Below are 14,026 nucleotides of genomic sequence, written 5' to 3'. Positions count from 1 at the left end.
CCTATGAGCGTGCATGAACTCGAACTTCCGCTGGATGTGGAATGGCCCGCCGAACGGGTCACGGTGTTGCCCGAGGCGTTGGCGCAATTGCGCCATTGGGCACAAGTGACCCCGTTGCACAGCGCCCTGCGCCACAAGCGTGACGGCCAGTGGTACGCCTGGCGCTGGATTGATGCGTTGCGGGATGTCGAACGCCTGGCTGATGGCTTGCGTCAGCAGGGCTTTACCGAACAGTCACGGCTGGCCCTCAGCGGTGCCTTCGAGCCCGGTCTGTTACTGCTGGCCCTGGCCGCCCAGGTGATCGGTGGCCAGATCCTGACCCTGGCGGATGACCTCGAGCCCGCTGCCTTGCAGCAACAGGTGTGGCGCATTCGGCCTACCCATGCGTATGTCCCTGGGTTTCAACCGTTGGCGGTCGTGCAACGGATAGACCCCGTGGACACTTCACAACGGCTCTGCCGCTGGTGGCAGCCTTCCGGCAAGACCGAATTGTGGAGCGAGGAGAGTACCCATTGGCAAGGTGGCCTGGCGGCGGTGCTTGAGCAATGGCTGAAGAGCGGCCAAAGCCTGGGCTTCCCACAGTCGAGCTGAACTAGGCGTCTCGTGTCGATGTGCTGGATACTGCACGGGGTGATTTTTACCACAACCATTCAGGCAGACAGTAAGGGCGCAATTTCATGAGTGAAACCGAACGCGGACAGGCGACGAGCGCCATTCGCAACGCTGATGTGTTGATTGTCGGCGGCGGCCTGAGCGGGACGATGCTGGCGGTGCAATTGCTGCGCCTGCCGGGCAAGCGGCAGATCCTGGTGATCGAACCGCGCCAGGAACTGGGGCGCGGCGAGGCCTACAGTGCGGTGGAACTCGGCCACACCTTGAACGGCAACGCCGCCCGCATGAGCGTCGACCCGGATAATGCCGATGACCTGACCCAGTGGCTGACCGCCTACATCGCCGACGGCGGTTGGCCCGAGTCGGACCAGCAGCACGTGCCCATCAGCGAACTGTTCCCGCCCCGTGGGATCTTTGGCTTGTACGCGCAACAACGGCTGGCGGAGGCCAAGGCGTTATCGGCGTCAACCGTCGAGCATGTCCGCGCCGAAGTGGTAGACCTCGAGGTGGACGAACACTCCACACTATTGACCTTGAGCGACGGCCAGCAACTGCGCGGTACGTTTGCCGTATTAGCCACCGGCATGTTCCCGGCAGCGCGTACACCACAGACCGAATCCAGCGGCTTGAATGCCGCAGCAGTCGACCCGTGGGATGTGCAGGCCATGACTCAACTGGACCCGCAATCCACGGTGCTGATCATTGGTTCCGGGCTGACCATGGTGGACGCCGTGGTGTCCCTGGAACAGGCCGGTCATCGCGGGCCCATCGAGATTTTTTCGCGCCACGGCCTGTTGCCCCATGTGCGCCGGCAGCCGCCGGCCTGGGTCGACTTTCTGGGGGAGGACCACAGCCTGCGCAGTCCTCGGCAATTGCTGCGGGAAGTACGCCGCCAATGCAAGCTGGCGCTGGAGCAGGGGATCGACTGGCAAGCGCCGCTGGACACCGTGCGCGCCAATATCGGGCGTTTGTGGAGCCAGGCCAGCGAGGCCGAGAAACGCCAGTTCGTGCGGCATATTCGGCCTTGGTGGGAAAGCCATCACCACCGCTCACCGCCCTTGAGTGCCGAGTTGGTGGCGCGGTTGCACGGGGAGGGGCGGTTGCGGATTCGGGCAGCTTCGTACAAGGGACTGGTGCCGTCGCAGGGTGATGTCACGATTCGCCTGCGTCCTCGTGGCGAACAGGCCATCGTTCAGGTGTCGGGGGCTGCGTTGATCAACTCCAGTGGGATTGAATACGACTGGCGGCGCGTGGCCCGGCCGTTGCCTCGGCAGTTGCTCAAGCGAGGGTTGATTCAGCCCGGGCCGCTGGCGTTGGGGATTGCGGCGGATGTGTCGGGGGCCGTGCTGGATGCCAACGGCCAGGTCAGCCAGCGACTGTTTGCCATGGGCCCACCGTTGCGCGGGATGTGGTGGGAAAGTACCGCAGTGACGGATGTGGCAATTCAGGCCAAGGCACTCGCCGCAAGGTTGGCACACCTCTAAATCCAATGTGGGAGCTGGCTTGCCTGCGATAGCAGCGGGTCAGCTGCATCTTTATCAACTGAGAGATTGCTATCGCAGGCAAGCCAGCTCCTACAGGTTGGGTTCATGGCCCGACCTTCACAAACCCTGGCTTCAACCCAAACACCTCCACCCCCTGCGCCGTCGACTGCCCGGTTGTCACAGTCACCCGCTCCACCGGCTTATCCATCGCGGCCCGATACTCCACCGTCATCACACCGTCCCCGCGACTGATCGCCTGCGCCGGTACGACAATCGCCTGGTCATTGTTGTAGGTCACGATGGTCAACCGCGCACTCATCCCCAACCTTACCCGTTGCAACTGTTGCGGGGTCAGCTTGGGAATCGACAGGGTCACCGGAAACTGCGCGCTGCCCTGGCTGTCGCTGGCAATCGCCAAGCCACTGACCACGCTGACCGAGCCCGTCAGCCGTTCCCCATCAAACCCGTCGCCCAGCACCTCCACCGCCTGCCCCTGGTGCAACTGGTTGATATCCAGCTCCGAGACCTTGGCGACGATTTTCAGCTTCTCTATATTCGCCAGTCCAAACAGCACCTGACCCTGGCTGACCTTGCTCCCGGCCTGCACCGGCGCGTTATTGTTCCCGCCGCCCTGGGCCGATGAGGTACTGCCCGGCGCCGGCACCACGATGCCGGAGAACGGTGCCTTGACCTCCTTGCCATCGAGCAGGGTGCGCAGGGCTTCATATTTCACCGTGGCATTGGTCAGCTCCATATCGGCGATCTGTCGGTATTCGCCTTTGCCTTGTTCAATCGCCTGTTGCAGTTCGCTGCGGGCCGCTATCAGGTCCAGCTGTTGCTGGGTGGCCTGTTGCTTGAGGTCGTCGAGTTCGTTGCGCGGGATGATGCCGCGCTTGAACAGGTTTTCGCTTTCGGTGAGTTTGCGCTGGGTGTTGCTGGCGGTCATTTCGGCGGTGCGCAGGCCGCGCCGGGCGCGACCGACTTGTTGGCCGCTGTCCCAGTCCTGCATTTCCTGCACGGTGCGCCGGGCCTTGAGCTGGGCGGAGAGGGCGTCGCGCAGTTGTACTTCGAGGGTGGCCGGGTCCATGCGCAGCAGCACCTGGCCGGCCTCCACCCGTTGGCCCTGTTCCACCAGGTTGGCCTGCACATTGCCGTCGAACGGCGCGGTGAGGGTGACGGTGGTGTCAGGCTCGATCTTGCCCACCAGGCCGATCTGATGCACCAGCGGGTCGACCTTCACCTCCAGCCATTGTTCGGCATTGCCGGGTTGATTGGCGGCCGGGCTTTGACGGCTGAGCAGCGTGATGCCGACACCGGCCACCAGCACAATCAACACGGCACCCAACAGGCGCTTCTGATTAGTAGTCATTGAGGGCGATTTCCCAACTTTCCAGCGTCATGCCCAGGGTCAAGTCGAGCTGAGTCTGGGCGTTCAAATAGGCAATCAGCGCATTGAGCCGTGAGTTCTCGGCGTTGCGCAGGTCGGTTTCGAAACTCAATACCTGAAAGTTCGTGGAGCGCCCGGCGCTGAGTTTTTCCCGTTCGATTTCGATCTTGCGCTTGGACAGCTCCACCGCCCGCTGGGAAATTTCATACTGGCGCCAGCGGGTGCCCAGGTCGCGCACCACATCGTTGACGCTGCGCTCCAGTTGCTGGCGGGCGTCGGCGATGATGATCTCCTGGTTTTCCACATCAACCCGCGCGTGCACCTCGGCCTGGCGGGTGCTGATATCACCGATGGGAATCTGCACCTGCACGCCGGCGTAACTGTCCCAGCGCCGGTTGTTCGAAGAGCCGTTGTCGTTGTCGGTGGCGGCCCGAATCTGGTTGGCGCCGGCCACCAGGTCCACTTGCCAGCGTCCGGAGTCCTTGGCGATCACCAGGTTGAGGTCGGCCTGCTGGCTGCCGAGCAGGGTGGCGAGGTATTCCGGCTGCTGGTTCTGCGCCAGGATGAAGGCCTGGCGTTTATCGATGTCCATGGGTTTGGCTTCCAGGGCCTCGGTGGCGCGGATCGGCGTCGACAGGTCAAGGGCCAGCAGGCGCAGCAGGGCCAGGCGGCTGGTGTCCAGTTGGTTCTGGGCTTCTTCCACCCCCAGTTGCTGGGTGGCGATATCGGCTTCGGTCTGCACAATCTCGAACTCGGCCATGCGCCCGGCACTGATCAGTGCCTTGTTCACTTCCAGCAAGGTACCGGAGCGCTTGAGGGCGTCCTGCACGATAGTCAACTGCTCCTGGGCCCGCAGCAATTCGCGGTAGGTGGCGATGATGTTGCTGATGGTCTGCGCCACGTTGGCCTTGAGGTTCAGGCGGTTGGCCTGCTCCGACAGGCGTGACAGGCGCAGCGGGGCGGTGGTGGCGTCCCAGCCGGCACCGCGCATCAGGGGCTGGATCACTGACAGGTCGAGACCGTCGCTGCGGTAGCGCCCGGCGCGATCGGCGTTGTTCAGTTGCTGGGTCCAGTTCATGCTCAGGCGCGTGCCGTACTCACCGAGCAAGGTGGCATTGGGCGCCAGGTTGGCGTTGCGGGCGCTGTCGTCGGTGCCCTTGGTGGCTCGGTAGTAGCTGTTCAGGGTCAGCTTGGGGTTGAACGTGTCTTCGGCCACCCGCAGGTCGAATTTCTGCGCCACCCGTTGCAGGTACGCGCTGCGAATCGCCGGGTTGTTGCGCAGGCCCAGGTAGACCGCGTCGCCCAGGGTCAGGGTGGTGGACTGGGCATTCAACGACACGCCGCGGTCATAGCCGCTGCGGGTGGTGCTGGGCGCCGAGGGGCGAATCACCACGTCGGCGGCCACGCTGTGCAGGCTCACCAGGGCGGTCAACAACAGCAGCCGTTTATTCATCGCGCAGGGCCTCCACCGGCTGCAGCCGCGAGGCCGACACGGCCGGGTAGATTCCGAAAAACAGCCCCACCAGCAAGGTGCTACCGACGCCGAGCGGCAGCGCGGCAATCGCCAGGGAAAACTGCCAGCCGGACATCCAGGCATACAGATAGGCGGCGGTCATGCCCACGACCGCGCCGCATAACGCGCCGACGGCGGTCAGGGTGACGGCTTCCAGCAGGAACAGGTTGCGAATGTCCCGCTGGCGCGCACCGAGTGCCATGCGGATCCCGATCTCCCGACGCCGCTCCGAGACGTTCATCAGCATCACGTTCATCACCCCCACGCCGCCGCCCACCAGGGAAATCGCGCCCAGGGCCAGCAGCAGGTAAGCGAAGGTACGGCTTTGGCGGGTCATGCCGTCGATCATTTGCTGGGGCACCTGGATGTCGACATCGTGGTCGGTGAGCTGGGTTCGCAACGCCACTGCTGCGTCCCGGGCGACACGCTCCATGTCCTGGCCGGGAGTGGCGCGTATCACCACATTGCCGATTTGCGGACTGAAGTAGATCCGGCGCATGCCCGGGGCGGGGACGAACAGCGATTCGTTGGCCTGTACAGGGATCAGCATGGCCCGGGGCTGGTTGTGAAGAATGCCCACCACCAGGTACAGATAGTCATTGATGCGCACCCGGTCCCCCAGTTGCAGCGGGTCGCCGGGAGCACTCAAGGCCTGGACGACCTGTTCTCCGACGACCGCGTAGGTTTCCCCCGCGTCGAAGGTCGACAGGAAACGCCCCTCGCGCACCGACAGGCGCATGGCGTCCTTGAGGTCTGGCGTACTGCCGACAAAGCTGCCATTGAAGGTGCGGCCATGGAACACCACCGGACCGCTGAACATCGAAATCGCGCCAATATGGGCGATGCCGGGCACGCTGCGGCGCACCGCCTCCAGGTCCAGGCTGGCCGGCATAGGGGCAATGCTGGCGGCCTTGGGCGGGAACTGTGCCACCAGCGTGTCGGTGCCCATGTCCTTGAAAATCATCGCCGCGTCTTCAGCGGCGTTGTGCCCGATGTTGATCAGCGCCACCACCGAGGAACTGCCGATGACGATGCCTAACAAGGCCAGGATCGAGCGCTTGCCCAGGGTGCGCAGGCTGACAAATGCCTCATGCAGCAATTGGCTCAGGCTTTGTTCGACCCGCAGGCTCATAGGCGCTCGGCCTCTTGCACCACGCCATTGCGCACCAGGATCTTGCGGTTCAGGCGTTCGGCAATGTGCGGGTCATGGGTGACGATGATCAGCGTCACCTGCTGCTCGCGATTGAGCGCCAGCAACAGGTCCATGATCTCCTGGGCTGTGGTGCTGTCGAGGTTGCCGGTGGGTTCGTCGGCGAGGATCACCGAGGGGTTGCCCACCAACGCGCGGGCGATGGCGACCCGTTGGCGCTGGCCGCCGGAGAGGTCGGCCGGGCGATGGTGGGCGCGTTCGGCCAGGCCCACCTGGTCGAGCATGCGCATTGCCTGTTCCAGCGAGTCATGCCGGGACACGCCGCGATAGCTCAGGGGCAGGGCGACGTTATCCAGGGCGCTGAGGCGCGGCAGCAGGTTGAAGCTTTGAAAGACGAAACCGATCTGCTGATTGCGGATCGCCGCCAGTTGATCGGGGCTGGCGCTGAAAATGTCATGGCCGGCAAAACGGTACTGGCCGCAGTCGGGCAGGTCGAGCAGGCCGAGAATATTGAGCAGGGTGCTTTTGCCGGAGCCGGATGCGCCGAGGATGCCGCAGCTGTCACCGGTTTCGATGGCCAGGCATACATCATTGAGAATCGACAGGTGCTGACCGGCCAGCTGATAGCTTTTGCCGATGCCTTGCAGGGAGATAAAGCCTGGGAGCGCGGGGGTATCTGTCATCATGACTACGCCTGCAGCCTCGACAGCGCCGTGCTTCCCCCGAAAATTCTTGTAACAAGTTCAGGGGCTGCCTGGTACACGTCACGGACTGGTTTTATTTCTTGTTTTTAAAATATTGTTTGAATACTAACCGCGATCCTGCCGTTCCGCCAGCCATGGATATAGAGCGGTTTTACCCTTTGAAACGATTCGTCTAGAGGGCATTTCAGGCGCCTGAAAAGTCCATCAGCTACCCTCAATAAGCCCGGCTCTGTTGGGTTTGAATAGTATGGCGCAGTGTCACTACTTGCTTTCAGGCAGCGGCCCCGGTATAAAAAATCAAATTAATTTTTAAAACAATATTTCCGCAGTGGAACCCCACCCCCTATGGTCGCGAAGAAACTCAGCGCTCCAAACGTTACCAAGACTCGATTGCTGGATGCGACAGAGGCTCTTTTCATCAAATACGGCTATGACGCTGTTTTGTTGCGGCAGATTACCGAGAGTGCCCAGGTCAATCTCGCTGCGGTGAATTACCACTTCGGGGACAAGGATTCCCTGATGAAAACCCTGCTGATGCAACGCCTGGAGCCGCTCAACGAGCAGCGCCTGGAGTTGCTGGCCAGGTGCGAGGCCGAATCCGACGGCCCGCTGGACTGCGACACCTTGCTTGGCGTGCTGTTTGCCCCGGCCATGGGCCTGGAACGCAGTGATCCTGCCAGTGGGGAAGGGCGTTCCTTCATCCGTTTCCTGGGGCGGGTGTACAGCGACACCTCGCCGTTTATCCAGGAATACCTCAAGGTGCATTACCAGCCGGTGTTCCAACGCTTTTTTGAAGCGTTCGCCCTGGCATTGCCAGACCTGCCGCGCAACGAACTGGGGGTGCGTTTGCAATTTGCCCTCAAGGCAATCTCTGGGGTGATGGCCGGTACCGAGCTGCGCTTGCTGATGAACTCCATGAGCCTGGGACGCCCGGCCACGGATGCCGAGGTCATGGCCAAGCTGATTACCCTGGTATCGGCAGCGATTCGTGTGCCGCAGCAAAGTCCTGAAGCCGAAACGGCCCTGGCGCGGGTGCTCGATACCCAGCGCGCGATCCGTGAGCAAGCGGCGTCGCCTGTCGACAAGATTGCTCGCTGATCCATCAAGACCGGCTCGCAATGAGCCGGTTTGCTTCGACTCCTCTCTGAAGAAACCGAGTGAACACTCAAATCCCGGGCAAAAAAAACCCGCTGGGGCGGCGGGTTTTTAACTACAGCGTTTGTAACGGATGAGGCTTCACCCTACGTCTCCGGATGTGAATAAAACGTGAAAAATATGTAAGAGAAAGTGTGAAGTCTAGTGGCTTGTGTAAACCCGACAAATGGCAGTCAGCGTTGACTGTGAACCCGGCCAATAAAGTCCAAAAGGTACTCACTCACCCTTGCCGGCGCATCCTCCATCAGAAAGTGCCCGGCGTTTTCCACCACCTGTAGCACTGCTCCACGAATGTCGTTTTGCAGGCGATGTGCATACGCCAGGGGCTGCCATTCATCTTCAGCGCCCCACAAAATCTGCACCGGCAGATCCATGCCCGGCAGGCGCTCCGCAAAATCGGCGGTATACCGCGAGTCGTAATGCGCCACCTGATGCTGGTAGAACGCCGGCTGGCCGATCACGCCACTGATCGGCGCCAGGTATTCCTCCAGCAGCGCGCCCTGCATCACGCTCTTGTCGAACACGGCCATGGCCAGCTGTCGGATCATCAACGCGCGGTGTTCATCCGGCGTCATGCGCGCATGTTCGGCAAATCGCTGATGAATCCCGCGCCAGGTGGGCGATGGCCACGAGTCATAGCTGGGGGCGTCGGCGACCGTCAATGAGTGCACCCGCTGCGGATGGTCAAGGGCAAACAGCAGCGCGTTGACGCCGCCGATGTCATGGCCCACCAGGTGCATCCGCTCAAGCCCCCAGTGGTCCAGCAAATCGCCGATCAAGCGGCTTTGTGCGGCCACCGACGTATCGGCCTGGAGTGGGCGCTCCGAAGCGCCAAAACCCAACAGGTCGAACAAATGGACCTGCATGCCGGCGGCAGTCAGGCGCGGCACCACTTTGCGCCAGATGATGGAATGGGCGGGCGTGCCGTGCAGCAACAACACCGGTAGCCCCTCACCATGGCGGCCAGCGGCAATGCGCCAACCGTTGATCAGTGCGGTTTCGTTAAGCAGGGCAGTCATGACAGATCCTCGCAGTGAATGAAGGCTTTACCCTAAAGCTCGGCTGGTCATGACACCAATGACAACTTACTCTCTACCTATCCTGTTTTTGTCATAGGTGTTGATCATGAACCAGCGACTGCCCATCGATGTTCTGCGTGCCCTGCAAACCGTGGTCGAAACCGGCAGTGTCACCCGCGCGGCCGAGCGCCTGAACCTCAGCCAGTCGGCGGTCAGCTGGAAGATCAAGCGCCTGGAGAAACAACTCGAACGGCCATTGATCCAGCGCGAGGGCCAGCGCCTGGTGGCCAGCGATGACGGCGCGCAGCTGCTGGTCCACGCCCGGCGCATCATCGAGGCCCACGACGCGGCGTTGGCGCATTTCAATCCAGTGCAGTTGCAAGGCTCCATCCGCCTGGGCGCCACCGAACAGGTGCCGATGGCCGAACTGTCGAACTTGCTCGGCCAGTTTTCCCGGCAGCACCGTCAGCTGGATGTGCGGATCGTGGTGGAGCAGAGCCACGTGCTTCGCCAGGCCCTGGTGGACCGCGAGCTGGACCTGGCGCTGCACCAGGATTTCATCCCGCGTATCGAAACGCGTGACCACTTGCTGTGGACCGAACAGGTGCACTGGTGCGCCCGGCCCGGCTGGCAGGCAGCGCCTGACGAAAGCGTGCGGCTGATCACCTTCGGCCCAGGCTGTTTTTACCGGCAACTGGCCCAGGAACGCCTGAGCGCCTTGGGCATTCGCTGGCAGGTGGTGGTGGAGTGTGGGTCGGTGGAGGGTGTGGTATCGGCCATCGCCGCCGGGTTGGGCATCGGCCTGCTCAGCAGTGACCATCTCGACAAGCGCGTGGAGGTGTATCGCCCTTTCGAGCAGCAGATGCCGCTGCCCGAAGTGGCGAATGTGTTGCGCTTTGCCGAGGACAGCCCCGAGCCCCGGTTACAGGCGTTGCAGCAACTGCTGGTACAGGCGCTGCACCGGGGCTGATCAGATTTTCCAGTGGCTGGCGCTCTTGGCCAGGCGCTGGCGCATGCCATCAATGTTCGCCGCCAGTTGCAGGGTCAATAACCGGTAACCGTCCAGGGCGTTGACCACCGGCACTTCAAATGTCTGCTCGTGGGTCGGCGTATTGCTCGGCCGTTCCAGCCGGTCGGTAGCCCCGGATTGCAACGCCCGCGCCATCCCGATCAACTGCACCCGGATCTGACGATGCTCGGCCTTCAACGCCACTTGCATACGCGCCAACGCTTCCTTGTCCCGTGGATCGGGCCGAGTGTTGCCGAGGATCTCCAGGGTGCTGATGCACATCCGCAAATGCCGCTGCAGGGTGTCCAGCTCGGTCATGGAAATCCGCACTTCCTTGGACACCGATGGCATCAATGAGCGCAGTTGCAGCATTGCCGCATTCAAGCGGTTGAGCAGTTTCAGATGCTCATCGTCAGTGACCGACTGGCCGCTGATGATCCGGCTATAAATCGCCGCGCAATCGCGCAAGGCACTGGCCAGGTTGTAGCGCCAGGAATACACCGCATACAGCGGCAGAGCGAAGGAAAACGCCAGGGCCAGGACGATACCGATCAGGATGTCGACCGTGCGCCACAGCCCGTCCGATATCGGATTATCGCCATGGCCCGCGACGATAAATACGGTGATCGCCGACAGCAACGCGATGTAGCCGCCCTTGCCGATGGCGTGATAGGAAAAGAACCCGCACACCACCGACATCAGCAAATAGGTCAACAGCGGCTGCCCCAGATACGCCTGTTGCAGCACCAGCAGCAAACCGACGCTGGCGCCGATCAACGTGCCGTAGGCGCGCTCGACGGCTTTCTTGCCGATATTGCCGTGGTGCTGCAAACCGCCGATCACGATCAACATCGTCACCGAGGCCCACTCACCGTGGGGCAGATTGATGCCGGTGGTCAGCAGGATTGTGGCCAGCAACCCAATGGAAACCCGTACCGCGTGGATCAATTTGGCGTGACGGTAGCGCCGATACGGATCCAGCAGCGGACGCAGCAAGCGGCGGGCGAAGAGGGGGAGATTCATTGGTATCAGGGTAACCTCGTTGTTCAGGCTTCACTCAGTTCCAATGTGGGAGCGGGCTTGCTCGCGAAGGCGGCGTGTCAGTCAATACATCCGGCGACTGAACCACCGCTTTCGCGAGCAAGCCCGCTCCCACATTTTTAGATCGGTGTCGGGCTCAGAAAATATAGTCAGTGGTCAGAAAGCTCGATGTGCGCTCCTGCAGGATATCGCTGACCAGTTCCTTGTTGCTCGCCTGGAACTTGGTCGCCACCAGGGTACGGATCGAAAACACCCGTAGCGCATCATGTACCGACAGCGTGCCCTCGGCCGAGTTCTTGCGCCCGTTGAACGGGAAACTGTCCGGTCCGCGCTGGCACTGGGCATTGATATTGATCCGGCCCACCTGGTTGGCGAACGCGTCCACCAGGCGCCCGACTTCCCTCGGGCTGGTGCCGAAGATACTCAGTTGCTGGCCGAAGTCCGATTCCAGCACATAGTCGATCACCGTCTCCAGGTCGCGGTAAGGCACGATCGGCACCACCGGGCCAAACTGCTCCTCGTGGTACACGCGCATCTGCGGGTTCACCGGGTACAGCACCGCCGGGTAGAAGAACGAGCCACGGCTGGCGCCGCCATTTTCGTTCACCACCTTGGCGCCATGGGCCAGTGCGTCGGTGACCAGGCCGCCGAGGTAATCGACCTTGCCCTGCTCGGGCAACGGCGTCAGCGACACGCCGTCTTCCCACGGCATGCCAGGCTTGAGGGTCGCCAGCTTGCGGTTGAATTTTTCGATAAAGCTGTCGACCACGTCTTCATGCACAAACAGGATCTTCAACGCGGTGCAACGCTGGCCGTTGAACGAGAGCGAACCGGTGACGGCTTCGTTGACCGCATTGTCCAGGTCGACCTGCGGCAGCACGATCCCAGGGTTCTTCGCATCCAGGCCCAGCGCCGCGCGTAGGCGGTGGGGTTTTGGGTGCAGCTTCTTCAAATCGCTGGCGGCCTTGTTGGTGCCGATAAACGCAAAGATATCGATCTTGCCGCTGGCCATCAACGCGCTGACGGTCTCGCGGCCGCTGCCGTAGATCACGTTGATCACGCCGGCCGGGAAGCTGTCGCGGAACGCCTCCAGCAACGGGCGAATCAGCAGCACGCCAAGCTTGGCCGGCTTGAACACCACGGTGTTGCCCATGATCAGCGCCGGGATCAGCGTGGTGAAGGTCTCGTTCAGCGGGTAGTTGTAGGGGCCCATGCACAGCGCCACACCCAGCGGTACACGACGGATTTGCCCGAGGGTGTCCTGTTCCAGCTCGAAGCGGCTGGAGCGACGGTCGAGTTCCTTGAGGGCATTGATGGTGTCGGTGATGTAGTCGCAGGTGCGGTCGAACTCTTTCTGCGAGTCCTTGAGGTTCTTGCCAATCTCCCACATCAGCAGCTTGACCACCGCCTCGCGCTGTTCACGCATGCGCCGCAAAAACGCTTCGACGTGCTGGATGCGATCCACCACACGCATGGTAGGCCACGCGCCCTGGCCACGGTCGTAGGCGGCTACGGCGGCGTCGAGGGCGGTCAAGGCGGTGTCGGCGTCCAGCAGCGGGGTGCTGCCGATGATCACCGGCGTGTCACCGTCGGCACCGCGCAACTGCACCGGGCTGCGCACTTCGGCCAAGGGGCCGTTCCACACATGCAACTGGCCGCCGACCAGGTAATCGCGTTGTTCAATGGGCGCCGCGAGCCGGAATTGCTCGGGAATCTCGGCGGCAGTGGGAAACAGCTGGGCGAGCAGGTTGTCGGTGGTCATGTCGCTACCCCTGGAATGGTTGCAAAACGTGACTAGAGATTCACCCATCAACGGCCCGTGTGGCAAGGGCTAGACGCATTATCCCGCGAACCTTGGAAAACCTTGAGCACAACCGTGAGCCCGCCGGGTAAACTGCGCGGCTTTCTTGAAGGAGTTCACATGAGTCAGTACCAGCCGGGCATTCTTGCCGCACCGGTGCCGTTGCAGGCACGCCATCTGTTTTTTGCCATTGAGTCGCTGGACGCTGTACCTGCCGCACTGGATGCGCTGGTGCAGTTGGTGGACGCCAATGCGGTGGTCGGTTTTGGTGAGCCGCTGGTGAATGCCCTTGGTGCCCGGATTGACGGGTTGCGGGCGTTCCCTCATGTGAGCGGGCCGGGGGCGGAGAATCCGTCGACCCAGCAGGCGCTGTGGGTCTGGTTGCATGGTGTGGATCGCGGAGAGTTGCTGTTGCGCAGCCGGGCGTTCGAGAAGGCCCTGGCGCCGGGGTTTGGTCTGGTGCAGATGACCGAGGGGTTTCGCTACAAGACCGGGTTTGACCTGACCGACTATGAGGATGGCACTGAGAATCCGCATGATGATGCGGCGGTGGAAGCGGCGGTGGCGCAGGGTGGTGCGAGCTTTGCGGCGATCCAGCAGTGGCAGCATGATCTGGATGGGTTTGCGGCGTTGCCGGCTCTGGAGCGGGATCACATTATTGGTCGGCGCCATGGTGATAACGAGGAGCTGGAGGACGCGCCGGAGTCGGCGCACACCAAGCGTACGGCTCAGGAGAGTTTTACCCCGGAGGCGTTTGTGGTGCGCCGGTCGATGCCTTGGGCGGAGAATGGGCAGGCGGGGTTGATGTTCCTGGCGTTTGGGCATTCGTTTGATGCGTTTGAAGCGCAACTGCGGCGGATGAGTGGGCTTGAGGATGGGATTGTTGATGGGTTGTATCGCATTAGTAAGCCGTTGACTGGGGGGTATTACTGGTGTCCGCCGGTGCGTGATGGGCGGGTGGATTTGAGCTTGGTGCTCTGAGGTTTTTGTTTTGGGGACATATCCGTTATTTAGGTAATGGCCACTTATGGTTTCGCTTTTACAGCGAGTCACTTTGCAAAAGCGGCAAAGTAACCAAAGCGCTCTGCCCCGCCTGTCGGCACCTCGCCTAGGCTCGGTGTTCCCTCACTCCGGCACTGCTCCGCGGGCCG

The 14,026-nt window shown here is 62.0% G+C and carries 12 protein-coding genes; 5 read left to right on the top strand and 7 right to left on the bottom strand.

Translation table 11 applies throughout. The annotated features are described in order from the left end of the window. Window positions 1–3 precede the first annotated feature (3 nt). On the top strand, window positions 4–591 hold the full coding sequence (locus K0H47_RS06390; RefSeq protein ID WP_063028719.1) for an AMP-binding protein: 588 nt from the start codon (window positions 4–6) through the stop codon (window positions 589–591). An 86-nt stretch (window positions 592–677) separates the two neighbouring features. After that, window positions 678–2,096, top strand: coding sequence for an FAD/NAD(P)-binding protein (locus tag K0H47_RS06385; RefSeq protein ID WP_093208093.1), 1,419 nt, complete (start codon window positions 678–680; stop codon window positions 2,094–2,096). A gap of 103 nt (window positions 2,097–2,199) precedes the next feature. Here K0H47_RS06385 and K0H47_RS06380 read toward each other — a convergent pair whose 3' ends face one another. Genes K0H47_RS06380 through K0H47_RS06365 form a run of 4 tightly spaced genes read right to left on the bottom strand, consistent with a single transcriptional unit; the run spans window position 2,200 to window position 6,832 of the window. Further along, window positions 2,200–3,465: an efflux RND transporter periplasmic adaptor subunit gene (locus tag K0H47_RS06380; protein WP_219272213.1), complete on the bottom strand. Its 1,266-nt coding sequence runs from the start codon at window positions 3,463–3,465 to the stop codon at window positions 2,200–2,202. Continuing rightward, window positions 3,455–4,936: a TolC family protein gene (locus K0H47_RS06375; RefSeq protein WP_177027188.1), complete on the bottom strand. Its 1,482-nt coding sequence runs from the start codon at window positions 4,934–4,936 to the stop codon at window positions 3,455–3,457. Before K0H47_RS06375 ends, K0H47_RS06380 begins: the two co-directional genes overlap by 11 nt. Next, complete coding sequence (locus K0H47_RS06370) at window positions 4,929–6,128, bottom strand: ABC transporter permease (protein WP_219272212.1); 1,200 nt, start codon at window positions 6,126–6,128, stop codon at window positions 4,929–4,931. The genes K0H47_RS06375 and K0H47_RS06370 overlap by 8 nt, the downstream gene beginning before the upstream one ends. Next, the gene (locus K0H47_RS06365; protein ID WP_063028729.1) at window positions 6,125–6,832 is read right to left on the bottom strand and encodes an ABC transporter ATP-binding protein; all 708 of its coding nucleotides are present in this window, start codon (window positions 6,830–6,832) and stop codon (window positions 6,125–6,127) included. Before K0H47_RS06365 ends, K0H47_RS06370 begins: the two co-directional genes overlap by 4 nt. A gap of 363 nt (window positions 6,833–7,195) precedes the next feature. On the opposite strand from K0H47_RS06365, the gene K0H47_RS06360 reads away from it, so the two are divergent. Further along, window positions 7,196–7,948, top strand: coding sequence for a TetR/AcrR family transcriptional regulator (locus K0H47_RS06360; RefSeq protein ID WP_219272210.1), 753 nt, complete (start codon window positions 7,196–7,198; stop codon window positions 7,946–7,948). A 230-nt stretch (window positions 7,949–8,178) separates the two neighbouring features. Here K0H47_RS06360 and K0H47_RS06355 read toward each other — a convergent pair whose 3' ends face one another. Further along, on the bottom strand, window positions 8,179–9,024 hold the full coding sequence (locus K0H47_RS06355; RefSeq protein ID WP_219272208.1) for an alpha/beta fold hydrolase: 846 nt from the start codon (window positions 9,022–9,024) through the stop codon (window positions 8,179–8,181). 106 nt (window positions 9,025–9,130) lie between these two features. On the opposite strand from K0H47_RS06355, the gene K0H47_RS06350 reads away from it, so the two are divergent. After that, window positions 9,131–9,994, top strand: coding sequence for a LysR family transcriptional regulator (locus K0H47_RS06350; RefSeq protein WP_063028735.1), 864 nt, complete (start codon window positions 9,131–9,133; stop codon window positions 9,992–9,994). On the opposite strand, the gene K0H47_RS06345 is transcribed toward K0H47_RS06350, so the two are convergent. Both K0H47_RS06345 and K0H47_RS06340 read right to left on the bottom strand, forming a co-directional pair. Next, on the bottom strand, window positions 9,995–11,056 hold the full coding sequence (locus K0H47_RS06345; RefSeq protein ID WP_063028737.1) for an FUSC family protein: 1,062 nt from the start codon (window positions 11,054–11,056) through the stop codon (window positions 9,995–9,997). It abuts the gene before it with no gap. A 154-nt stretch (window positions 11,057–11,210) separates the two neighbouring features. After that, window positions 11,211–12,836, bottom strand: coding sequence for an NADP-dependent glyceraldehyde-3-phosphate dehydrogenase (locus tag K0H47_RS06340; RefSeq protein ID WP_093208112.1), 1,626 nt, complete (start codon window positions 12,834–12,836; stop codon window positions 11,211–11,213). A gap of 159 nt (window positions 12,837–12,995) precedes the next feature. Here K0H47_RS06340 and K0H47_RS06335 point away from each other — a divergent pair, with 159 nt between their 5' ends. Continuing rightward, a complete protein-coding gene (locus K0H47_RS06335) occupies window positions 12,996–13,856 on the top strand; it encodes a Dyp-type peroxidase (protein ID WP_177027185.1) in 861 nt (286 codons plus the stop codon). Window positions 13,857–14,026: the final 170 nt, after the last annotated feature.

It is taken from the genome of Pseudomonas sp. Xaverov 83 (assembly GCF_019352905.1).
GTDB classification, from domain to species: Bacteria; Pseudomonadota; Gammaproteobacteria; order Pseudomonadales; family Pseudomonadaceae; genus Aquipseudomonas; species Aquipseudomonas yamanorum.
Note: the sequence above shows the minus strand (reverse complement) of the source record. Positions and strands in the feature narration are given on the sequence as shown.